The sequence below is a fragment of the Bacillus sp. Bos-x628 genome (assembly GCF_040500475.1).
GTDB lineage: Bacteria > Bacillota > Bacilli > Bacillales > Bacillaceae > Bacillus > Bacillus maqinnsis.
In genome coordinates this window covers 3,079,756-3,101,832 of record NZ_CP159358.1, presented here as the reverse complement: position 1 = coordinate 3,101,832, position 22,077 = coordinate 3,079,756, and the positions used below count along the sequence as shown (strand labels likewise).

Annotated in this window: 20 protein-coding genes and 1 other annotated feature; of the genes, 5 read left to right on the top strand and 15 right to left on the bottom strand. The window is 41.4% G+C overall.

The annotated features are described in order from the left end of the window. Positions 1–186: 186 nt before the first annotated feature. On the bottom strand, positions 187–1,455 hold the full coding sequence (gene tyrS / locus ABVJ71_RS16175; protein ID WP_353854922.1) for a tyrosine--tRNA ligase: 1,269 nt from the start codon (positions 1,453–1,455) through the stop codon (positions 187–189). A 52-nt stretch (positions 1,456–1,507) separates the two neighbouring features. Next, positions 1,508–1,753, bottom strand: a binding site (T-box leader). Positions 1,754–1,811: 58 nt separating this feature from the next. Next, positions 1,812–3,536 (bottom strand): acetate--CoA ligase, encoded by a 1,725-nt coding sequence (acsA, locus tag ABVJ71_RS16170; protein WP_353854921.1) that lies wholly within the window; start codon positions 3,534–3,536, stop codon positions 1,812–1,814. 155 nt (positions 3,537–3,691) lie between these two features. On the opposite strand from acsA, the gene ABVJ71_RS16165 reads away from it, so the two are divergent. The 3 genes from ABVJ71_RS16165 to ABVJ71_RS16155 are packed head-to-tail and all read left to right on the top strand — an operon-like array spanning position 3,692 to position 6,160. Next, positions 3,692–4,324 carry a GNAT family N-acetyltransferase gene (locus ABVJ71_RS16165; protein ID WP_353854920.1) on the top strand — a complete coding sequence of 211 codons (633 nt, stop codon included), beginning with the start codon at positions 3,692–3,694 and terminating at the stop codon, positions 4,322–4,324. Positions 4,325–4,361: 37 nt separating this feature from the next. Next, positions 4,362–5,003 carry a CBS and ACT domain-containing protein gene (locus tag ABVJ71_RS16160; RefSeq protein WP_353854919.1) on the top strand — a complete coding sequence of 214 codons (642 nt, stop codon included), beginning with the start codon at positions 4,362–4,364 and terminating at the stop codon, positions 5,001–5,003. After that, positions 5,000–6,160 (top strand): acetoin utilization protein AcuC, encoded by a 1,161-nt coding sequence (locus ABVJ71_RS16155; RefSeq protein ID WP_353854918.1) that lies wholly within the window; start codon positions 5,000–5,002, stop codon positions 6,158–6,160. Before ABVJ71_RS16160 ends, ABVJ71_RS16155 begins: the two co-directional genes overlap by 4 nt. 276 nt (positions 6,161–6,436) lie before the next feature. On the opposite strand, the gene ccpA is transcribed toward ABVJ71_RS16155, so the two are convergent. The 11 genes from ccpA to ABVJ71_RS16100 form a co-directional block, all read right to left on the bottom strand. Then, positions 6,437–7,438 carry a catabolite control protein A gene (gene ccpA / locus ABVJ71_RS16150; RefSeq protein ID WP_353854917.1) on the bottom strand — a complete coding sequence of 334 codons (1,002 nt, stop codon included), beginning with the start codon at positions 7,436–7,438 and terminating at the stop codon, positions 6,437–6,439. A 446-nt stretch (positions 7,439–7,884) separates the two neighbouring features. Next, positions 7,885–8,961, bottom strand: coding sequence for a bifunctional 3-deoxy-7-phosphoheptulonate synthase/chorismate mutase (locus ABVJ71_RS16145; RefSeq protein ID WP_353856720.1), 1,077 nt, complete (start codon positions 8,959–8,961; stop codon positions 7,885–7,887). A gap of 231 nt (positions 8,962–9,192) precedes the next feature. Then, on the bottom strand, positions 9,193–9,516 hold the full coding sequence (gene ytxJ / locus ABVJ71_RS16140) for a bacillithiol system redox-active protein YtxJ (RefSeq protein ID WP_353854916.1): 324 nt from the start codon (positions 9,514–9,516) through the stop codon (positions 9,193–9,195). A 30-nt stretch (positions 9,517–9,546) separates the two neighbouring features. Beyond that, positions 9,547–10,017: a YtxH domain-containing protein gene (locus tag ABVJ71_RS16135; protein WP_353854915.1), complete on the bottom strand. Its 471-nt coding sequence runs from the start codon at positions 10,015–10,017 to the stop codon at positions 9,547–9,549. A 26-nt stretch (positions 10,018–10,043) separates the two neighbouring features. Then, on the bottom strand, positions 10,044–10,463 hold the full coding sequence (locus ABVJ71_RS16130; protein ID WP_353854914.1) for a DUF948 domain-containing protein: 420 nt from the start codon (positions 10,461–10,463) through the stop codon (positions 10,044–10,046). Between the two features lie 217 nt (positions 10,464–10,680). Further along, positions 10,681–11,979 (bottom strand): UDP-N-acetylmuramate--L-alanine ligase, encoded by a 1,299-nt coding sequence (gene murC, locus ABVJ71_RS16125; RefSeq protein ID WP_353854913.1) that lies wholly within the window; start codon positions 11,977–11,979, stop codon positions 10,681–10,683. A gap of 300 nt (positions 11,980–12,279) precedes the next feature. After that, on the bottom strand, positions 12,280–15,027 hold the full coding sequence (locus tag ABVJ71_RS16120; RefSeq protein WP_353854912.1) for a DNA translocase FtsK: 2,748 nt from the start codon (positions 15,025–15,027) through the stop codon (positions 12,280–12,282). Positions 15,028–15,225: 198 nt separating this feature from the next. After that, the gene (gene ytpR / locus ABVJ71_RS16115; protein ID WP_353854911.1) at positions 15,226–15,831 is read right to left on the bottom strand and encodes a YtpR family tRNA-binding protein; all 606 of its coding nucleotides are present in this window, start codon (positions 15,829–15,831) and stop codon (positions 15,226–15,228) included. A 16-nt stretch (positions 15,832–15,847) separates the two neighbouring features. Beyond that, entirely contained in the window at positions 15,848–16,660 is an 813-nt protein-coding gene (locus tag ABVJ71_RS16110) for a DUF1444 domain-containing protein (RefSeq protein WP_353854910.1), read from the bottom strand. Between the two features lie 20 nt (positions 16,661–16,680). Beyond that, the gene (locus ABVJ71_RS16105) at positions 16,681–17,001 is read right to left on the bottom strand and encodes a thioredoxin family protein (RefSeq protein ID WP_353854909.1); all 321 of its coding nucleotides are present in this window, start codon (positions 16,999–17,001) and stop codon (positions 16,681–16,683) included. Next, positions 16,988–18,016 carry a PTS sugar transporter subunit IIC gene (locus ABVJ71_RS16100; protein WP_353854908.1) on the bottom strand — a complete coding sequence of 343 codons (1,029 nt, stop codon included), beginning with the start codon at positions 18,014–18,016 and terminating at the stop codon, positions 16,988–16,990. Before ABVJ71_RS16100 ends, ABVJ71_RS16105 begins: the two co-directional genes overlap by 14 nt. A 200-nt stretch (positions 18,017–18,216) precedes the next feature. Here ABVJ71_RS16100 and ABVJ71_RS16095 point away from each other — a divergent pair, with 200 nt between their 5' ends. Continuing rightward, the gene (locus tag ABVJ71_RS16095) at positions 18,217–18,663 is read left to right on the top strand and encodes a YtoQ family protein (protein WP_353854907.1); all 447 of its coding nucleotides are present in this window, start codon (positions 18,217–18,219) and stop codon (positions 18,661–18,663) included. Between the two features lie 50 nt (positions 18,664–18,713). On the opposite strand, the gene ABVJ71_RS16090 is transcribed toward ABVJ71_RS16095, so the two are convergent. Then, the gene (locus ABVJ71_RS16090; RefSeq protein WP_353854906.1) at positions 18,714–19,787 is read right to left on the bottom strand and encodes a M42 family metallopeptidase; all 1,074 of its coding nucleotides are present in this window, start codon (positions 19,785–19,787) and stop codon (positions 18,714–18,716) included. Positions 19,788–19,986: 199 nt separating this feature from the next. Here ABVJ71_RS16090 and ABVJ71_RS16085 point away from each other — a divergent pair, with 199 nt between their 5' ends. Next, a complete protein-coding gene (locus ABVJ71_RS16085) occupies positions 19,987–20,301 on the top strand; it encodes a PepSY domain-containing protein (protein ID WP_353854905.1) in 315 nt (104 codons plus the stop codon). 42 nt (positions 20,302–20,343) lie between these two features. Here the strand turns inward: ABVJ71_RS16085 and ABVJ71_RS16080 are convergent, their stop codons facing one another. After that, on the bottom strand, positions 20,344–22,041 hold the full coding sequence (locus ABVJ71_RS16080) for an NAD-dependent malic enzyme (protein WP_353854904.1): 1,698 nt from the start codon (positions 22,039–22,041) through the stop codon (positions 20,344–20,346). Positions 22,042–22,077 lie beyond the last annotated feature (36 nt).

Below are 22,077 nucleotides of genomic sequence, written 5' to 3'. Positions count from 1 at the left end.
GCACTGTTTGTCCAATCATTTTATAGACATTAAATAATAAAAAAGCACCTTTGACTTTCGCAGAGGCCAATACCAAAAAACTAGACAACCTCTCTTCTAACAGTCTGTTAGGATCTATGAGGGCTCTCATCTCTCAATTTGCATAAAAAAAGCAGCCGGTTTTTCGCAAACCGGCTGCACACATTCTTACTTGTAAGTCACAAGGAAGTATTTCTTTTTGCCTCTTCTTAAGACGGTAAATTGGTTTTCAATTCGGTCTTCAGCTGAAAGAACATAGTCTTTATCGGTTTGTCTCTCTCCGTTGATGTAGACGGCCCCATTTGTAATATCTTCACGTGCTTGACGCTTTGATGGAGACAGCTTTGATTCAACTAGTACATCGACTAGTGTTAATGCTTCTGTACTGCTTTTCTCCATTGATGGAACATCCTTAAAGCCTACCTTGACTTCTTCAGCTGAAAGAGATTTGATTTCGCCTTTAAATAGCGCATTTGATATGTTCACAGCCTGTTCTAGTGACTCACGACCATGGACAAGTGTTGTGACTTCCTCTGCTAAACGGCGCTGTGCTTCACGTTTTTCAGGAGCTGTTTGCACTTTTTCTTCGTACGATGCAATCTCTTCTTTTGATAAGAACGTAAAGTATTTTAAGTATTTCACGACATCACGGTCATCTGTGTTGATCCAGAATTGGTAGAATTCATATGGTGACGTTTTTTCTTTATCTAACCAGATGGCGCCGCCTTCTGTTTTACCAAACTTCGTGCCGTCTGCCTTTGTGACGAGCGGCATTGTGAGACCGAATGCTTTTGCGCCTTCTGCCTCAGACTTACGAATCAGCTCAAGACCAGATGTGATGTTTCCCCACTGGTCACTGCCGCCGATTTGCAGTTTACAGTTTTCATTTCTGTAAAGGTTTAAGAAGTCTAAAGATTGCAAAATGACGTAACTAAATTCCGTGTAGGAAATGCCTGTCTCAATACGTGAACTCACGATATCCTTTGCCAGCATGAAATTCACACCGAAGTTCTTCCCGATATCACGGAGGAATGTAATGACATTCATTTGGCTGATCCAGTCATAGTTGTTTACAATCATCGCCGGGTTTTCAACTGCTTCAAAATCAAGAAATTGAGAAAGCTGACCTTTGATTTTCTCTGACCACTCTTGCACGATTTCTGCAGGGTTTAGCGAGCGTTCTGCTTTTTTGAAGCTAGGATCGCCGATCAGTCCAGTCGCCCCGCCAACAAGTGCAATCGGGTGATGGCCTGCTTCCTGGAATCTGCGTAAAGTTAAAATAGGCAATAAATGACCAATATGCAAGCTGTCTGCTGTTGGATCAAAGCCAGAGTAGAGCTTAATTTTTTCTTCTGATAATAATTTCTTCAGACCTTCTTCGTCTGTTTGTTGCTGAATTAATCCTCTGTACGATAAATCTTCAATCAGTTGACTCATATTCAAATCTCCTTTTTTTCATTTCAACATAAAAAACGCCCCTTCGAATGAACGAAGGGACGATATAAATCGCGGTACCACCCTGCTTAAAAGACCATTATAAAACGAAAAAGGCCTCTTCACTTAAACTGATAACGGACGTATCCGTTCTTTCACTAATCAGAGAGACTCTTTGCTCCTTTTCGTAAAAGCGGTTCGTGAGGGTAATTCGAATATCTCTTTGTACTGGCTCGCACCAACCGCCAGTTCTCTTGGACAGGGAAAGATCATTCTACTGTATCTCAGTCAAAACCTTTTTATATTCAACTAAAGTCATTTTTAACATACTTTTGATATCAAGTCAACTGGCGAAGAGATTAATCTTCCATTGTTGAAAGGTCGCCAGCAGGTAAATTCAGCTCCCACGCTTTCAGCACACGTCTCATAATTTTCCCGCTTCGTGTTTTTGGCAGTTTGTCTTTAAACTCGATTTCTCTCGGAGCCGCATGTGCCGCCAGTCCTTTTTTCACGAAGGTTCTAATCTCTTCTTTCAGCTCATCTGTTGCCTCATAGCCGCTTCGAAGAGCGATAAATGCTTTAATGATTTCACCGCGGACAGGGTCTGGCTTCCCAATGACACCTGCTTCTGCGATCGCCGGATGTTCGACCAGTTTACTCTCTACTTCAAATGGGCCGACTCGCTCTCCTGATGTCATGATGACATCGTCTACACGTCCCTGGAACCAAAAGTAACCATCTTCGTCCATATAAGCTGAATCCCCTGAAACATACCAATCTCCCGGCATAAAGTAAGATTCATATTTTTCAGGATTGTTCCAGATCGCATGCATCATGGACGGCCATCCTTTTTTTATCGCAAGATTCCCCATCCGGTACGGAGGAAGTTCATTCCCTGCATGATCCACAATCGCTGCTTGCACACCTGGAATCGGTTTTCCCATAGAACCTGGCTTAATGTCCATGCATGGATAATTGCAAATGAGCTGTGCACCTGTTTCTGTCATCCACCACGTGTCGTGAATACGCTTAGCAAAAACAGCATCTCCCCAGCGAATTACTTCCGGATTGAGAGGTTCTCCTACACTTAATATATGTCTAAGTGAGCGAAGATCATATTTTTGGATAAGATCATCACCAGCTCCCATCAACATTCGGAAAGCTGTTGGTGCACTATACCAAACCGTCACGCCTAGTGATTCAATGGTTTCATACCAAGTTTCAGGATTAAACCGTCCACCTAAAATGACATTTGTTGCACCATTTAACCATGGTGAAAAGATTCCGTAAACCGTACCTGTTACCCAACCTGGATCTGCTGTACACCAGTAGACGTCTTCTTCCTTCAGGTCAAGCACCCATTTTCCGGTCTGGCCTTGCTGCACCATAGCTCCATGGACATGTAAAACACCTTTTGGCGTACCAGTTGAACCTGATGTATAATGAAGCAGGAACCCGTCTTTTTCATCCACCCATTCAATCTCGAGTTCCTTTGACGCCTGCTGAAATGCCTCTTCATAATAAATGGTACGCACACCATCAATGGCTTCAGGCTCACCACCGACAATGACGACCGATTCAAGCATTGGTAGCTCCGCAAATGGAATTCGCTCTAACAGGTCAGGTGTTGTGACAATCACCTTTGCTTCACTGTTCTCTAGACGATCTTTGACTGCACCTTCCATAAATGCTTCAAATAATGGACCGACGATTGCACCAATTTTGACTGCGCCGAGCAAAATAAAATAGAGCTCAGGAGATCTTGGCATAAAGATAAAGACTCGATCACCTTTTTGAACATGTGCTTCTTCCCTTAGAATATTTCCCGCTTTGTTTGTGTTTACTTTCATATCCCAGAACGTATACTTTTCATCTCGCTGTGCATCTCTGTAGTGAAGCGCCACCTTGTTCTTCCGAAATGAGTCCACATGTCTGTCAATTGCTTCATATGCTGCATTTACTTTTCCAGTTTCATACCAGGAGAAATTTTTTCTCGCTTCCTCCCATTTAAATTCTTTGTATGCCTTTTCATAATCTTTTAAATGATAGTCCCCTTTTACTGATGGTAGCGTTTCGACTTTCATCAAACAGTCCCCCTTTGCATACGTTTACAATGACCATTATAGTATAGATGAATTTTTTTCTCAATTTTTAAAAAACTTGTAATGAAACCGTTTTAATTTCTGCAAGATTTAAGATAAAATAGAAACGACTCACTAGAATTTGAGGCGGTGGATACGTGGATCATCCTAAAACTTATTATTCAAAAACAATTGAACGAGAAACAGGTTCTATCCTGATTGAAGGACCAGTACCTGCATCAGAGCTTGCGAACTATACGTTTCATGAGGGGCTAACGGCATTTCGCACGCCTGAGGAACAGAAACAAGCACTTGTTGAAATAGCAGATCTTCCCGAAGGACGCATTATCATTGCGAGAGATGACAAGCTTGTCGTTGGCTATGTGACGTTTTTGTATCCTGATCCGCTTGAGCGTTGGTCAGAAGGCAATATGGAGAATTTAATTGAGCTTGGTGCGATTGAGGTCACACCTCCTTTTAGAGGGTATTCATTAGGCAAGCATTTACTTGATGTGAGCATGATGGATGAGCAAATGGAGAACTACATCATTATGACAACCGAGTATTACTGGCATTGGGATTTAAAGGGGACAAAGAAAAACGTCTGGGAATATCGAAAAATGATGGAGAAAATGATGAATGCAGGAGGTCTTGTTTGGTTTGCAACCGACGATCCGGAAATCAGCTCTCATCCAGCCAATTGCTTGATGGCAAGGATCGGCAGTAAGGTAAGTCCTGAATCGATCGAACAGTTTGATCGTCTTCGCTTCCATCAACGCTTTATGTATTAACATTCCATTCGTTTTTTGGCAAAGGGGATTGGTAAACATGATGATTGAACAAATTATGCAGCGCAATGTGATCACATTGCGAAAAACCGATACGATTGAAGAAGCCATTCAAAAAATGAGAGCACATCACGTTCGGCATATTCCAATCGTATCTGATCAAGGTTCTGTCATTGGGATGGTAACAGATCGGGATATTAAAAATGCCAGTCCAAGTATTTTTGAAACAGAAAAAAGGCAGCTTTTTATTCAGCAACCGGTTGAAGAGATTATGGTGCTCGAAACGGTCACGGCTCACCCGCTTGATTTCGTCGAGGAAATTTCGAATGTCTTCCTTGAACATGGAATTGGCTGCCTTCCCGTTGTGAGACGCGGCAAACTTGTAGGAATTATCACAAAAACGGATTTACTTCGTACCTTTGTCAGACTGACAGGTGCAGACAAACCGGGATCACACTTAGAGATTGAAGTGGAGCAAATGACGGAAGGGCTGGCAGACATTACGGCCATTTTAAAAGAGCATCATATTCAGATATTAAGCGTACTTGTATATCCGCATGCAAACGAGGCATCTAAAGTGCTCGTATTCCGCCTTAGAACCATTCATGCAGATCATGTGACAAGAATCATTCGTGCAAAAGGATACAAAGTGATCTGGCCAATGGAGCAGACGATCAGATGAAAGAAGCGATCTTTGTTTTTTCACCTTCTTTTCAAACGTATCAATTCCACCAAGATCATCCCTTCAATCAGCTTCGCGTCTACTTAACATTTGATCTCCTTCAAAAAATGAAGGCATTAACAGATGATGAGATCATTGCGCCGCGTATAGCCACGATTGAGGAATTAAAGCTCGTGCATACAGGGGATTATATCCAAGCCGTTCAGCGTGCAAGCGAAGGAAAGCTGTCTACAGCAGAGGGCGAACGATATGGACTTGGAACAGAAGATACACCTATGTTTTTAGGCATGCATGAAGCCGCTTCTCTTCTTGTCGGCGGTACATTAACAGCTGTCGATCAAGTCATGATGGGAAATGCGCAGCATGCTGTCAATCTTGGAGGCGGACTTCATCACGGATTTAAAGGGCGTGCGTCTGGCTTTTGTATTTATAATGATAGCTCCGTTGCCATTCAATATATTCAAAAAAAATATGGTGCGAGAATTTTATATATTGATACAGATGCTCATCACGGAGATGGTGTACAATTTAGTTTTTATGATGATCCAGAGGTTTGTACGGTGTCTATTCATGAAACGGGTCGATACCTATTTCCTGGAACTGGACAAGTACAGGAAAGAGGTCACGATAAAGGCTATGGATATGCTTATAATATCCCGCTCGATGCATTTACAGAAGATGAATCGTTCCTTGATGCATACCGAACGGCAGTGACAGAGATTGCTGCTTTTTTTAAACCAGATGTGATTTTGACGCAGAATGGAGCAGATGCTCATTATTATGACCCATTGACGCATTTATCAGCCACAATGAAGATTTATGAGGAAATTCCCAAACTGGCACATGAGCTTGCCCATCAATATTGTGACGGGAGATGGATTGCAGTTGGCGGAGGTGGTTATGATATTTGGCGGGTTGTGCCAAGAGCATGGAGCCGCATTTGGCTTGAAATGAAAGGCATCACACCTCCATCTGCTATTCCTCAGGACTGGATTACTGCATGGAACAAGCAATCGCCTGTCACGCTCCCTGACACATGGTCAGACCCTGACGATTTATATGCTCCTATACCAAGAAGAGCCGAGATTACAGAAAAAAATGCGCAAACGGTTGAAAAAGCGCTGATGCCTGTAAGAAGAGAAAAGAAAAATGCATAAAAATGTTTACAAACAACAATAGTTTTAAACAAGTCAAAACGTCTTCGGGAATATAGATGATCCTTTTTTCACTCAATAAGGGATCTCGTGCGTTCTAACAATTCGCTTATAATCTTATTCGTTTTTACACTCAATCGAATATATTTATCGTTATATTCTTTTGACAAGAAGACACAAGGCCATCATACAGAAACATATAAACAAGAAAAGGTTCAATTTAATATCATAAAAAGAAAGCAGACCTCCACAAATCATGTGGGCTGCTTTCTTTCATTGTTATTTCGTTGATTGTCTTTCTTCAATTCTGTGTGGCAGTTCAACAATTTGATCATCCACTTGTTCTTTGTTCATTAGCTTTGTGAGTAGTCTCATAGCCACTGCACCGATATCATATGTTGGCTGCACGACGGTTGTCAACTGAGGACGCACCATGAGGGACAATCTTGTGTTATCAAAGCCAATGATCTCAAGGTCTTCAGGAATTGACACTCCCCGATCCTGTGCACCGTGAATGACGCCAAGGGCCATTTCATCAGTTGCTGCAATGACAGCGGTCGGCCGATCTGATTGCTCAAGCAGATTCGCAATTGCTTCAATTCCAGAGTCATAAGAGTAATCACCTTCTGCGACTAGCATATCGTCAAAAGCAATGCCCGCTTCTTTAAGCGCACGCTTATAACCTGCAAGCTTCCTAACAGAATTAATTGGTTCTGACAAAGGACCAGATACAAACGCAATGCGTTTATGTCCTTTTTCTACCAATAATTGTACTGAATCATAAATCGCTTGTTCATAGTTAATGTTTACAGATGGTGTTTTTCCCTGCTCTTCGACAGATGCTGCAAGTACAATCGGTACAGGAGAGCGCTTAAATTCTTCAACATGCACATCCGTAATGTTACCGCCCATAAAGACAATACCATCCACCTGTTTACCTAGCATCGTATTTAACAAATGAAGCTCTTTATCTGTATTTTGATCTGAGTTGCTTAAAATGATGTTGTACTTGTACATTGTGGCGATATCTTCAATTCCACGTGCAAGCTCAGAATAAAAAACACTAGAAATATCAGGGATGATGACACCAACAGTTGTCGTCTTTTTACTTGCAAGCCCCCGCGCTACTGCATTTGGACGGTAGCCAAGGCGATCAATCGCTTCAAGCACCTTTTTTCTTGTCGTTGGTTTCACATTCGGGTTTCCATTTACAACGCGTGATACCGTTGCCATACTTACATTTGCTTCTCTCGCTACATCATATATTGTAACATTATTCACATAAATCACTCCTTCAAATACACTTCATATCTATAGCATTCACCAATTGGATAGAGACATGTCAGATACGAGGAAAATAATATCCTATTTGTCATCAAAAAGATGAAAAGAGACACATAATTTTTCAATCTACATCAAAATGACATTCTTTTATGAAATTATACACGTTTTTTTGTCATATGAAAACGTTCCCTTTCTTTTTATAATTAAATTAAACAAACTTTCATCAGCTTGTTACCTGTATATTGAATCATATTTTATAAAAATAGTCGTGAACGTCAGCTATGACAATGATCTTAGCAGATTCTGTCGAATTTTAAAAATGAAAACATTGTGAACAGTGTTTTTTGATATTGCAATATGCCCCTTTGCTTTCATTCCCAATTTCATCTTATTTTTTCCATTAAAAAACCGCCGGGTTGTTATCCGGCGGTTTCTACCTATTCTTACGCGTGAATGTTCACAAGCGGTCTTAGCGCGTCTAACCATTTCTCAAATTGAGGAATGTCCATTTGCTGCGCTGAATCAGATAAAGCAACAGATGGGTCTGGATGCACTTCCGCCATGACACCATCAGCTCCAATGGCAAGAGCTGCTTTAGCGGTTGGAAGAAGAAGATCTCTACGTCCAGTTGAATGCGTCACATCAACAAAGACTGGTAAATGCGTCTCTTGTTTTAAGATTGGCACTGCAGAGATATCCAGTGTATTTCTAGTGGCTGTTTCGTATGTGCGGATACCACGCTCACAAAGAATAATTTGGTCATTTCCTTGAGCGATGATGTATTCAGCTGCATTGATGAATTCTGAAATGGTTGCTGCAAGGCCGCGTTTTAAAAGGACTGGCTTCTTAACAGAGCCGGCTTCTTTTAATAGTTCAAAGTTTTGCATATTACGTGCACCAATTTGAATGACATCAATATGTTCAATGGCCTCTTGAATATGAGCAGGATTAACAATTTCACTAATGACAGCAAGACCATATTCATCAGCGACACGCTTTAGAATCTTTAGACCGTCTACACCAAGCCCTTGGAAATCGTATGGACTTGTGCGAGGTTTAAATGCGCCCCCGCGAAGAAGTTTCAGCCCTTGCTTTTTAGCAGCTGCTGCGACTTCTGCTACTTGCTCATAGCTTTCAACAGCACATGGTCCAACGATAAAACGTTGTGTTCCATCACCAATTGCTTCACCATTAATGTTCACAATTGTGTTTTCTGGTTTTTTCTTACGAGAGACAAGAAGCGCTTTGCTATGATCATCTTCTTGAAGTTCTAAGCCTGCTTTGAAAATTTCTTTGAAAATATGTTGGATTGTTGAGTTTTCAAATGGTCCATCATTTTCCTCAAGAATTCGATTCAACATTGTGCGCTCTCTGACAGGATCATAACGATTAACACCTTGCGCTTCCTTCGCCTTACCGATTTCTTTTACAATGTTTCCTCTTTCATTGATCAGTTTTAAGATTTGAAGATTCAGCTCATCTGCTTGCTGTCTCAATTGTTCTAATTCATTGTTGCTCATTTTTGTCATCCTTTCCTCTGCCTGCTCTCGCTTTTTATTTTTCATTCTCCTATGATAGGGTTTATTATAAACAAAGATTTCGGAATTGTCACGAAAAAATTCTTTATTACCTAAACGCTTTTAAGCGATAAAGTGATATTTGTAAGATAATCATAGGACACATTTAATTTATGTACATTTTTTGATCAAAAAAACGTCAGCATAAGCTGACGTCAGATTGTTGACGTGTTTCTAAATATTTTGTTCGAGCGCCTCTTTTGTAATGTTGGAGTGAGACGCATGCCATTTCACTTTTCCACCGTTAAAGATGAGTGCTTGTGGACTTTCGTGTTTTACCCCTGTCTCTTCAGCCACATATGATGAAAGCTCTCTAGCGCTTTGAATTTGCAAGAAGTAAGAAGGTATATCTTCGTGTTCAGACGCAAATGCTTCAAATTCTTGAAAAGCGGCTTGGCTAATTGGACATGTTAAACTGTGCTTAAATAAGACAAATGTTCCGTCTTGATTCGTTAGTTGATTAAACTGATCTTCTGTTTCAATGAGTTGCTTTGACATGATGTGCTCCTCTCTAAATTGAACAGTTCGTTAACTTTTTGTTGATTGATCGATTTTTTCTTGGACATCTTTGATGCCCTCTTCAATCTCTGATTTTGTTTCTTCTGCTCTTACTTTTGCTTCATCTGCCACATCTGACACTTCGCTGGCCACATCAGATACAGCCTCTTCTGCATCACTTTTTACTTGATTAGCTTTTCCAGTTGCACGCTCTTTTATGTCTTTCACTTTTTCTAGAATCTGGTTTGATTGCTCTACCACTAGCTGTGATAGTTCGGATGTTTTATCTTTCGCAATCGTCACATACTCAGTGCCTTTTTCTTTTGCATCTGTTGTGAGTTGATCTGTTTTTTCTTTTAAAGCATTCGCTTGTGTGTTCAAATCACCGCGGAGCTCTTTCCCTGACTTCGGTGCTAAAAAGAGTGCTGTTGTTGCACCAATAATGCCACCAATTAGTGTTCCGAACAAAAAGTCTTTGCTATTCATTCCGTCTTTGCTCATGATTATTCCTCCTATGCGAAAATGGTTTATTTTTGTTTTTTACGTTCTTTCCACTTTTTATAAATTTCAAGTGCTGCATTACTCCAACTCACCACATCCGTTACTTTTTCTTGATTCCTCTCAACGGATGAAGAAACCGATCTGGCTGCCTGCTTTATGCTTGTATTAAATTGGTTGATAGAGCCGCCAATTCCATGCACCGCATCCACAACTGTGTTTAGTTTTCGCGATTTGTCTTGAATGTCTTCAGCAAGTTGATTTGTCTTATGTAGCAACTGCGCTGTCTCTGTGGTGATGCCTTGCATCTGTCCTTCAAGACTTTCTAAAGTTGATGCAACATTTTTTAACGTCAACTGTAAAGTTTTTAATGTTTTGGACAAATAGATGACAAGAATGAGGAAAGCAATCGCAATCAATGCAACGCTTAAATATAGAATAATCATCATCTGATACCTCCTTTGCTGCGGGCATATTTAATTTAATACCCTCTCGTTGTATCATTCAAACCTCACCTAGAATGACCGATTGAATAATAATTCTACACTTATTTGTTAATTCCTGTCCACAGCGAAGAAAAAAAGCAGCATATCCTGACACATTTAGCCCCTTTGTCACCTTTAAGTCGACATAAAAAAGTGCCGGTACAATCGGCACTTTTTTACATTATACAGCTACTTTTTCATAAGCACGCAAATATTTTTGAATATCTCCAGCTCCCATAAAGATCAAAATGGCATCTTTATGAGCTTTAAGCACAGATGTATCTTTTTCATCAATTAGCTGTGCTTGTGGGATTTTCTCTTGTAAATCTGCAATGCTCAGTTTTCCAATATTTTCACGGGCTGAGCCAAAGATATCACACAGATACACATAATCAGCTTTTTTTAAGCTGTCTGCAAATTCATTTAAAAACTGCTGTGTTCGTGTAAAGGTATGCGGCTGGAAGACAGCCACAATATCGCGGTCTGGGTATTTTTGACGGGCAGCCTCGATGGTAACCTGAATTTCAGTTGGATGATGCGCATAATCGTCAATTAACACTTGCTCACCGATTACTTTTTCATTAAAGCGTCTTTTCACACCGCCAAATGTCATAAGTGAAGCTTTGATCAGCTCTACATCAATGGCTTCATAATGACATAACGCAATAACAGCTAAAGAGTTGAGGACATTATGATTTCCGTAAGCAGGAATAGAGAAGGTATCATAAAACGTATTGCGTACAAATACATCAAATGTGGTGCCTTCCGTACTTTTCACAACATTTCTAGCTTGAAAATCGTTTTCTTCATTCAATCCGTAGTATACAACAGGTACTTTTGCTTGAATCTTAAGCAAATGCTCATCGTCTCCACAAGCGATAATCGCTTTCTTTACTTGAAGTGCCATGTTTTGAAACGCATCAAATACGTCATTAATGTCTGAAAAATAATCAGGGTGATCAAAATCAATATTTGTCATGATTGCATAGTCTGGGTGGTAACTCAGAAAATGTCTACGGTATTCGCAAGCTTCAAATACAAAATATTCGCTGTTCTCTTTCCCCATACCAGATCCATCACCGATTAAGTACGAAGTAGGTTTTGCAGATTGCATCACATGTGCAAGCAGTCCTGTTGTGGATGTCTTACCATGAGCACCAGTAATCGCAATGTTTGTAAATGAATCCATGTATTCTCCAAGAAATTTGTGATAGCGAATCACAGGAATCCCCTCAGAAAGGGCACGTTCGATCTCAGGATGTGAATCAGGAAATGCATTTCCTGCAATAACAGTCATCCCTGGTTTAATATTATCTGCATCAAATGGTAAAATTTTAATATTTCTTTCTTCTAACGCCTTCTGTGTGAAGATATGTTTTTCGATATCCGATCCTTGGACAGTATGCCCAGTATCATGAAGAATTTGGGCCAGTGGACTCATACCTGTCCCTTTTATTCCAACAAAATGATAAACAGTCATAATTGTACCTCCAACAAACGTCTATCTGACTTTCAGTATATGACGCTCATTTCAATTTGCAACTTGTGATTTTCGTCTGTTGATAATCACAAATCGCAGCTCCAAATTAAAATTTTTCCGATTTTCCTATTCTAATCAATATTCACTATGATTAGTATCCAACAAATTCCCTATTTCTTACACCTGTTTCAGCGTATTTTATGTGAAATGCTTTCAGACAGGCATGCAAAAAGTGTCCAATTACAAAATTGCACCTATGTGCTATCATACCATGTTTATCAAAAAAATGAAGCGGTTTGATTAGATCAATTTCTCTAAATCGCTGAGTGTCATGAGGACCTCTCTTGGCTTACTTCCTTTCGCACCGGAAATCATGCCTTCTCGCTCCATCATGTCAATCAGCCTTGCTGCACGATTATAGCCAATTCTAAATCTTCTTTGCAAACTAGATGTACTTGCACTATTCTGCTCTATCGCAAATCGGCAGGCATCCACAAACAGTTCATCTTCATCTGTAATCGCCGAACCTTGGAGCATCAATTCTTCCTGTTCGAAAAGATAAACCGGCTTGCGTTGTTTTCTGACATGGGCCACCACTCGATCAATCTCACGGTCAGAGACAAAGTTTCCTTGTAGCCTTGTTGGCTTGCCAGAACCATTTTCTAAAAAGAGCATATCCCCTTTTCCTAGAAGCTTTTCTGCACCTGCCATATCAATAATGGTTCTTGAATCAACTTGACTTGAGACAGAGAAGGCAATTCTTGTTGGGATATTGGCTTTAATCAGGCCTGTGATGACATCAACGGATGGTCTTTGTGTCGCAATTAGTAAATGAATACCGCATGCTCTTGCTTTTTGTGCAATACGGCAAATGCTTTCTTCTACTTCATTCGGTGCCACCATCATTAAATCGGCGAGCTCATCAATGACAACGACGAGATACGGTAGTTTTTCACCCATTTGTTTTTCTTTCACGAGCTCATTGAATCGTTTAATTTCTCTTACGCCGGAGTGAGCGAACAGTTCATAGCGTCTTTCCATTTCATCTACAACCCATTTTAGGGAAGCTGTTGCTGTCTTGGCGTCCGTAATAACGGGACTTACGAGATGCGGAATCTTGTTATAAGGGGCAAGTTCAACCATTTTAGGATCGATTAAGAGCATTTTCACTTCATCTGGTGATGCTTTAAACATCAAGCTCACTAAAATTGTATTAATGCATACGCTCTTTCCGGAACCCGTCGCCCCAGCGATTAAGCCATGCGGCATCTTTTGCAAGTCAACAACAACAGGCTGACCTGAGATATCTAACCCAAGAGCTGCCGTCAAAGGGGAAGGATTATCTCTAAATGCACTGCTTCTCACCATTTCCCTTAGAAATACCATTTTACTGTGGAGGTTTGGCACTTCAATTCCGATCGTGTTCTTACCTGGGATGGGTGCTTCAATTCGAATATCCTTTGCTGACAAACTGAGTTTAATATCATCCGACAGATTGGTGATTTTGTTCACTTTCACGCCTGGTTCGGGATGCACTTCAAATCTTGTGACAGATGGCCCCTGTGTGACATGGACCACACTTGCCCTCACATTGAAATTCTTTAAAGTTGCGTTGAGCAAGTCTGCCCGCTCTTTCACCCATGTGCCATCCTCTTCTTTTTGTGCTGGCGGAACGTCCAAAAGGGCTAAACTAGGAAATACATACCCTTGTTGATGTCGTGCTTTTTTCTGCTGCACACGCTTGTCACTTTTGAACATCATGACGTTAAATGGAACGGTTGATGTTTGACCGCTTGAACGCTTCGATTGCAGAGAAGCCTCTTTTACATCATCCTGCTTCGCATCAACTAATGTTTGTTGCACTTGTTCATGCATTTCATTCGTTGTTTCCTCTGGCTGAGATGCAGGAAGCTCTTGTGCCCATACAGGTTCTGCTACTGATTCTTGCTCTTTAGCCACCACGTCATCTTCTGGCAGGTCATCTTGAATGTTGTTTTGTAAAAAAACTGGTTCATGTTCTGTAGAATCCGCTATCGATATTTCTTCTTGTCTCTCTTCTGTTGGAACTGACTCTTTCTCCTCAAGATCTACTTCTATTATTTCTTCTGTCACCGTCTCGTCTGCTGCTAGCCTTTCTCTCACCATGTCGATCCCTACCGATGCATTATCGGCTGCTTCGCCAAGGTCTAACGTTTCCACTTCCTCAACCTGATCTTCAGAATCATTTATATTCATAGGATCGTTGGTTATTTGTCGCCATTCTTCTTGTTCTTCTATTGCCGCCTTGACTGGTTGATGCTCAATCGGTTCATCATATGCAGGTTCTTTTTTCTCCTCATGCAGGTAAGCCTGCTTATGTTCTTGAGATTCAGGCCTTATTTGATCAGTTTCAGTTGTTGACATGAGATGATCGTGCTCTGAACGCTCCATATTTGTTTGAACAAAATCCTGTTGGGAGAATTCCTCTTGCACTGTAAACGGCGTCTCCTCTTTTTCTTCAGCAGAAGCGGAATATGCTGCTTTGACACGATTTTCTTTACGGATGGACGGAATATTCATTTGCTGTCTGACATTTCGTTCACGTTCCGCTTCTTCAGATAAAAGCGTCACACGCTGCGTCGCTTCTTCAGATGACTTCATTTGAACAGAGGCTGCATCGTTCTTCGATCCCGTTCGTTTCGGTCGCATATCTTGATGATAGCCATAGATGGGTGATGGAATTTGCTCCGTTTTAAACGGCTTTTTATTCACATCAGGCTGGATCTTTTGTTTCGACTGATATGCAGTCTGCTTTGCTTTTGGCTTTTCTTGGCGGACTCGCCTTCTCTCCTGCTGATAAACTCCATCACGTGCAGGTTCATCTGGAACGAGAGGAAAGCGGAATTTGCCTTTCGGATACTCATAGTAGACTTTTGTCTCTTCAATCTTTTTATATTCTTTATTATGATCAAGAGATTGCTGTCTTGGCACAACGGGTCGTCCTTCTTGCTGCCTGTCAGCTTTTTCTTCTCCTAAAAATACACTAAAAAATTTATCTAACCAACTCATGATTTATCACTCACTTTAACTCCCCTTACATTTTCTTGGGCGATTTTTAGTATACCATTGCTTTTTCAAGCAGAAAAGCGAGAAAAGCACCGCTTTTGGTCGTTCGTCATTTATGTAGATGAAAAAAAGTCACTAAGTACGCACTTAGTGACTTTGATATAACACATTCTTCGCTCGTATCTGCCCGTTTATGGGAGGTTACCCTTCAAAAGGCTCTCCAGCTTCATAACTTCCTTCTAGTACAAGGATTCCTTTTTCAGATGGTGCATCAGGAAGACCTAATTCTTTTGCTGAACAGATCATTCCGCTTGAAGCAACACCTCTTAGCTCAGCATCTTTGATCACCAAGCCACTAGGCATCACTGCACCGACTTTCGCAACCACTACATATTGACCTTGATCTACATTTGGTGCACCGCACACGATTTGCAGTGTTTCTTGGCCGACATCCACTTGACAAATGCTTAATTTATCTGCGTTAGGATGCTTTTTCTTTTCTTTCACATAACCGACCACAAACTTTGGTGATAAATCAACCGTTAATGTTTCACTCACACCGTTACGGCTTAAAATTTCATTGATATCTTGAACAAGTGTCTCTGATAGTGGCACAGATCCATTTTCTTTCATTTTCATATACGTTGAAGCGTTAAAAATATTAAAACCGGTCGTTTCTTTTGTGTCTTGATTGAAAATTCTTACAACATCTCCAAATCTCTCAAAATCAACTTGTTCTCTTGTCACTTCTTTGATCGAAATAAGGAGTGTATCACCCACACCCTCTGCATTATAAAAAACGTTCATTCCTCAAAATTCCCTTCTACTGCTGTTTTGGTCTTTTTTTCGCAAGGATAAAGATCGGTTCAAGCTTTCCCTCGTCATATAAAAATGACAGTGCGGTAATCGGAACAGTCCCGCTTGCAAAAAAGCTCATCGACATTTGCCCTAAAATATCATAGCCTGAATCATTGCGAACATCTGCAATAATGAATACATCTTGATGGGGAACAGAAATGGCCATCTGCCCCTCTATTTTTTGCGCGTATTCTTGTAAAATTGATTCATTTAACAGTCTGCTTGCATCGTATCCGTCATTCGCACGGAAGAAATAAAAGCGATTGCCTGCCACTTCATCCGTTTTCACCACGGTTTCAAGTGAGCGGACGTTAAAGCTTGCGGTTTCCCTGATTCGCTCTTTTGTCCAGTTTTCCTTTTGAAGCATGTTCTCATCAATTAACCGATAGGTGCTTCCAAGATCAAGTGCATAATAGATTCTTGTTTCAGCAGTATGCTCATCATAAACGAGCGGAATATTTTCACTTGATGTCTCTGGAAAGGAAGTCGAACGAATGACCGGATAAATTTGTTTCTCTTTGCCTGAAATGTGCTGGGCTTCGCCTTTCATTGCGCTCAGTGCCTCTTTGACATAATAGACGATTTCATCCATCGTTTCATCCGGTTTTACTTCCCACTTCGCAATAATAGGTGGGAGCTCAAGCGTGATGCCTTTACCTGTTTGTTTATCTTCAATACGAAGTGTATCTTTTTCCCGGTCAAACTGGTGTGACCAGTTGTCATTGGCAAGACGGCTTTTCAATTGATTGGCAAGCTGTCTCGGTGTGATGTTAGCCATCTATCAGACTCTCCTTTCGTCTATTTTACAAGAGAATCTTTCAAAAATGCTTCAATCTCTTCCTTTGTCTTACGGTCTTTGCTGACAAACCGGTTGATCTCTTGTCCGTTTTTAAAGACTAAAAAGCTTGGGATTCCGTAAATTTCCCACTCTGCACACGTATCAATGAACTGATCTCTGTCGACATAGAAGTATTCGAATTCAGGATAATTTGCTTCAATCTCAGGCAAGAATGGTTCAATAAATGTGCAGTCCGGGCACCAGTCAGCTGAGAATAGTAATACGGTTAAGTCTTCTTGAATAACTTTTTGTAATTCTTCGTTTGATTCAATTTTTTTCATGTTTGATTCCTCCTGTTTGTATGGTCAAATCTCCGAATTGAATATAGCCCTTTTTTCTCATCCATTCTGATACTACCAAACTAATCACTGCCGGACCAACGATATGCAAGAGAGCAATCGCAAGTAAGACGGACGGATGAAACCCCATCACAGTGAGTGTCATTAATTGTCCGACAAGACCGCTTGTCCCCATGCCCGCTCCTGCCGCATTATTGACCATACCGAAACCAATAATACCAATTGGCGCAAGAATGATCCCTGCAATCGTCGGCGGTATTAATATGAGGGGATTTCTCACAATGTTTGGAAGCTGAAGTTTTGACGTCCCAATGCCAACAGCAGCGAGACCGCCAAAGCGGTTTTCTCTAAATCCTGCAACAGCAAAGCCGATCATTTGAGCACAGCAGCCAATCGTTGCAGCACCTGCAGCTGTTCCGCTTAAATCAAGCATGAGCGCAAGCGCAGCACTTGAGATCGGTGAACTAAGGGCGAGCCCTACAATAGTTGCCACAAGCATGCCCATGATAAGCGGGCTTTGATCTGTTCCCCACATGATGAGTCTACCTAGTCCTGTCATCATGGCCTCAATGCCTGGTCCGATAGAAGCAGCGGTCATAAACCCTGTCATCATGGTGATAAGCGGTGTTAAAATAATATCTATTCTTGTCTCACCACTTACAACTTTGCCTAATTCTACACCAATTAAGGCAGCAACAAAGCTACCAGCAGGTCCACCAAGCTCAGCTCCTGCGGCACCTGAGACAACACTTGCAAAAATGATCAGCGGAGAAGCATTCAAGCGATAGGCAACCGCTACGCCAATGGCTGGTCCCATTAGCCCCATCGCAAGTGTCCCCATTTTAACGACGAACGAAAGCGATAACAACCCGCCTGCTGTTTTTAAGATGAGCCCTACCACTAATGTAGCGAATAAGCCTAAAGCCATATAAGAAAGTGCATCAATGAAATACACCTTTGGTGAAAGGGAAACTCCCTTTCTTTTCAAATAAGTCATCAATGTCGTTTTCCTGCTTTCTCATAGGAAAGACGAAATTGCTTGTCCTTCCTATCGTATGTAGTTTTCTTACGATGATAAATAGCCTCTACCATCAATATCATAATCATATTTTTTTTGCTTTATCAAGCACTTCTTGTGTAACATGAAAAGAAACAAGGGAAACCTTTACTAAGTTTGTGCACAAGGAGGATATCGTTATGCAATTAACCGTATATTTAGCAGGAGAAATTCATAGCCAATGGCGTGATGAAATCAAGGAGAAAAGTCAATCTTTAAAGCTACCAGTTACATTCGTTGGTCCAATGGAACATCATGATCGTTCAGACAACATCGGCGAAGAAATCCTCGGAGAGCAGCCAAATGCAATATTGAAAGATGATGCCGCTTCTGATTTAAACAATTTTCGTACAGAAATTTTGTTAAACAAGGCAGATGTCGTCATTGCTCGCTTCGGTGAAAAATATAAACAGTGGAATACCGCAATGGATGCGTCATCTGCCATCGCCAAAGGGAAGCCGCTCATTTTGATACGCCCAAAAGAACTGCACCATCCATTAAAAGAGTTGTCAAACAAAGCCAATATCACGGTCGAAACAGTGAATCAAGCAATCAAGGCGTTATCATACGTCTTCGAACAACAATAAGAAACAAGGCTGCCTCCTTGAATGCGGGCAGCCCTTGTTTCTAAAAGTCATTAAACGTTTTGATAAATGGTATCCACAGTGCTTTGATCACAGCTTTTTACAAGACGAACGATTAACTCTTTCGCTGCCGCATAATCATCCACATGCAAAACAGAATGACTTGTATGGATATAACGGGCACATACACCAATCACAGCTGACGGTACTCCATGGTTAGAGATATGCACACGTCCAGCGTCAGTACCGCCAGGCGATACGAAGTATTGATATGGAATGTTATACGTTTCTGCTGTATCGAGCACAAAGTCTCTCATGCCCCGGTGCGTCAACATCGTTCGATCAAAAATACGAAGAAGTGTGCCTTTTCCAAGCTGTCCAAATTGTGTTTTATCACCAGTGACGTCATTTGCTGGACTCGCGTCTAAAGCAAAGAAAAGATCTGGCTTAATCATGTTGGCAGCAACTTCTGCACCTCTTAGTCCTACTTCCTCCTGCACAGTTGCTCCTGAATACAACTGACATGCAAGCGTTTCGTCTTTTAACTCTTTTAATAATTCAATAGCGAGTCCGCAGCCATATCGGTTATCCCATGCCTTGGCTAAAATCTTTTTCGGATTGGCCATTGGGGTAAAGACAGTGGCAGGCACAATTTGCTGACCTGGCCGAATGCCAAGCTCTTTCGCCTCTTCCGCACTATCGGCACCAATGTCTATAAGCATATCTGAAGGCTTTACAGATCTGCTTTTTTGTTCTGGTGTCAGAAGGTGAGGAGGTGTACTTGACACGACACCTGGAATCGGTCCGTGATCTGTGTGGACGTCTACACGTTGAGCAAGCATCACCTGACTCCACCAGGCACCAAGGGTTTGAAACCGAATCATTCCGTTCTTTGTAATCGACGATACCATAAAACCAACTTCATCCATATGACCAGCAACCATTACGACAGGTGCTTTTTCTGGTCCTTTCCGAATACCAAACACACCACCAAGTCGATCTTGGATCAATTCATCTGCATATTTCTCAAGTTCGCGTTTCATAAAAGCACGCACATGGTGCTCATTACCTGGGGTTCCTTGTAATTCTGTTAAATTTCGGAAAAGCGACAATGTCTCTTCGTTCATTCTATCGTTGACCTCTTTTCTATGTCATGACCATATATATTCCTATAAAAATAACACTCACTTTATACTATAAGAATTCTTTCGGTTTTCCAAGTATCTCTCTTGATTTTTTGAATATGCTCTCAAGTATTCGGATTCCTTAACATCAATGGACAAGTTTTGTATAATGGAAAAAACAGCAATACGGAGGTGCAGCACGTTGAAATTAAAACATGTTCTGATTGGTGCGAGTATTGGCGTAGCCGCTGCAATTGTTGCAAAAAAAGTATGTTTCCCTACGTATATCTCGTCTGAAAAAGCGTTAAAAATTGTAAAATCTGCTTTTAAACAGCGCGGCCCGATTGATGGCTCTTGGATTTATACTGTACCAGAGCCGTATACCGTAAATGGTGAAACAATTGATGTATACAAATCTGGCATTACCCGCTCTGCCTTTGGCGAGCTTGAACAGTACGAAGTGATGATTGATGCAAAAACCGGTATGATCGTTGATGTCATTGATTCTGTCGCTTGATAAAAAAGCTTCGCAAAGAAATGATCCTTGCGAAGCTTCTTTTTATATGGCTTTGATTTTTTTATAAACTGGATGCCACATTGCATCTTGTACAGCTTGTATTAAATCCTCAGGTGTCTCTTGTGCAACGCCTTCGTCAATGGCCGCTTGCGCCACACGGACAGCCACTGTGGCTGAAACCGTTCGAAGCTGATCGACACTTGGCAGCATCGCCGCACCCGGTTTTCCGATATTCACCATACTGGCAATGGCTTCAGCACTCGCAACAAACATGCTATTTGTCATCAGACGGGCTTTAGACACAATGGTTCCAAGACCAAGGCCAGGAAAGACAAGAGCATTATTTGCCTGACCAATTTCATAGGTAACCCCATTATATTCAACAGGATCAAATGGACTTCCTGTTGTCACAAGTGCACGTCCTTCTGTCCACTCGATCAGATCTTCTGGCTTCGCTTCTGAAAGAGGTGTCGGGTTAGACATTGGTAAAATAGCTGGACGCTCGACGTGTGACGCCATTTCTTTCACGATTTCCTCAGTGAATGCTCCGCCCACTGTAGATGTTCCAATTAAAATGGTTGGTTTAGCCTGCTTCACTACCTCCAATAAATCAATCGAATGCTTTGGACCATTACGGGCATAGTCCTTTACTTCCTCAGAAGTTCTTGCATATGGCTTTTGGAACTGTAGTATTTCAGTCGAATCATCTGTGAGTAATCCATTTTTATCAATGCACCAAAAACGCCCGTATGATTCCTCTTCTTTGACACCCTCTCTCACGATGGCATCACGAATTTGTTCAGCAATTCCTATTCCTGCTGTACCTGCTCCAAAAATGACAATTCGATGGTCTTTCAGCGGAATCTTTGATGCTTTTGCACAAGATAGCACTGCTGCAAGTGAGACTGCTCCAGTTCCTTGAATATCATCATTAAATGTACATATATGATCCTTGTATTTTTCCAAAATGGCGCGTGCATTCTTTGTGCCAAAGTCTTCCCAGTGAAGCAGGGCATTTGGAAAAGTCGCTCGTGCAAGCTCTACATATCGATCAATAAACTGGTCATAGCGCTCACCGCGTACACGAGAATGCTGGTTTCCGACATAAAGCGGATCATTTAACAGGCTCTCTTGATTCGTTCCTGCATCAAGTACAACCGCCAGTACACGGCTAGGATCAATGCCTGCTGCCGCAGTGTAAACAGCCAATTTCCCAACAGAAATCGCAATTCCGCCGACTCCCCAGTCTCCGATGCCTAATATGCCTTCAGCATCCGTTGCCACGATTAAATCAATGGATTCATTCACACCATATGAGGCGAAAATATCTTCCATCTCGTCAAGGTCATCAATGGATAAATATAGACCTCTTGGTTTTCGATATTCATGACTATAACGCTGAATGGCAGTACCGACTGTCGGAGTGTATACGATTGGAAGCATTTCAGCTAAATGTTCATTTAATAATTTATAAAACAGCACTTCGTTTCTGTCGTGAAGAGCCGTTAAATAAATGTTTTTGCCAAGCGCATCCGGCTGGGCTTTAAACTGCTCGTATGCACGCTTTGCCTGATCTTCTAATGTTAATACCTTCGGCGGTAGGAATCCTTTTAGACCAAGCTCCTCCCGCTCTTCCTTTGTAAACGCGACCCCTTTGTTTAAATAAGGGACAGACAAGACTTCCATCCCTCTTAATGTCGTCTCGATGATTTGACCATGTACTCGATAAAATTGATTCACCTGCACTCTTCCTTTCACAAGTTCATTTTGTGGTTA

Bases quoted from the DNA above. Each gene is read 5' to 3' on its own strand.
- ABVJ71_RS16130 (WP_353854914.1), bottom strand. From the start codon at position 10,463: ATGATGATTATTCTATATTTAAGCGTTGCATTGATTGCGATTGCTTTC.
- ytxJ (WP_353854916.1), bottom strand. From the start codon at position 9,516: ATGTCAAAGCAACTCATTGAAACAGAAGATCAGTTTAATCAACTAACG.
- murC (WP_353854913.1), bottom strand. From the start codon at position 11,979: ATGACTGTTTATCATTTTGTTGGAATAAAAGGGACAGGTATGAGTCCA.
- ABVJ71_RS16095 (WP_353854907.1), top strand. From the start codon at position 18,217: ATGCAATTAACCGTATATTTAGCAGGAGAAATTCATAGCCAATGGCGT.
- ABVJ71_RS16160 (WP_353854919.1), top strand. From the start codon at position 4,362: ATGATGATTGAACAAATTATGCAGCGCAATGTGATCACATTGCGAAAA.
- acsA (WP_353854921.1), bottom strand. From the start codon at position 3,536: ATGAAAGTCGAAACGCTACCATCAGTAAAAGGGGACTATCATTTAAAA.
- ABVJ71_RS16120 (WP_353854912.1), bottom strand. From the start codon at position 15,027: ATGAGTTGGTTAGATAAATTTTTTAGTGTATTTTTAGGAGAAGAAAAA.
- ABVJ71_RS16110 (WP_353854910.1), bottom strand. From the start codon at position 16,660: ATGGCTAACATCACACCGAGACAGCTTGCCAATCAATTGAAAAGCCGT.
- ABVJ71_RS16105 (WP_353854909.1), bottom strand. From the start codon at position 17,001: ATGAAAAAAATTGAATCAAACGAAGAATTACAAAAAGTTATTCAAGAA.
- ABVJ71_RS16090 (WP_353854906.1), bottom strand. From the start codon at position 19,787: ATGAACGAAGAGACATTGTCGCTTTTCCGAAATTTAACAGAATTACAA.
- ABVJ71_RS16155 (WP_353854918.1), top strand. From the start codon at position 5,000: ATGAAAGAAGCGATCTTTGTTTTTTCACCTTCTTTTCAAACGTATCAA.
- ytpR (WP_353854911.1), bottom strand. From the start codon at position 15,831: ATGAACGTTTTTTATAATGCAGAGGGTGTGGGTGATACACTCCTTATT.
- ABVJ71_RS16145 (WP_353856720.1), bottom strand. From the start codon at position 8,961: ATGAGCAACAATGAATTAGAACAATTGAGACAGCAAGCAGATGAGCTG.
- ABVJ71_RS16135 (WP_353854915.1), bottom strand. From the start codon at position 10,017: ATGAGCAAAGACGGAATGAATAGCAAAGACTTTTTGTTCGGAACACTA.
- ABVJ71_RS16100 (WP_353854908.1), bottom strand. From the start codon at position 18,016: ATGACTTATTTGAAAAGAAAGGGAGTTTCCCTTTCACCAAAGGTGTAT.
- tyrS (WP_353854922.1), bottom strand. From the start codon at position 1,455: ATGAGTCAACTGATTGAAGATTTATCGTACAGAGGATTAATTCAGCAA.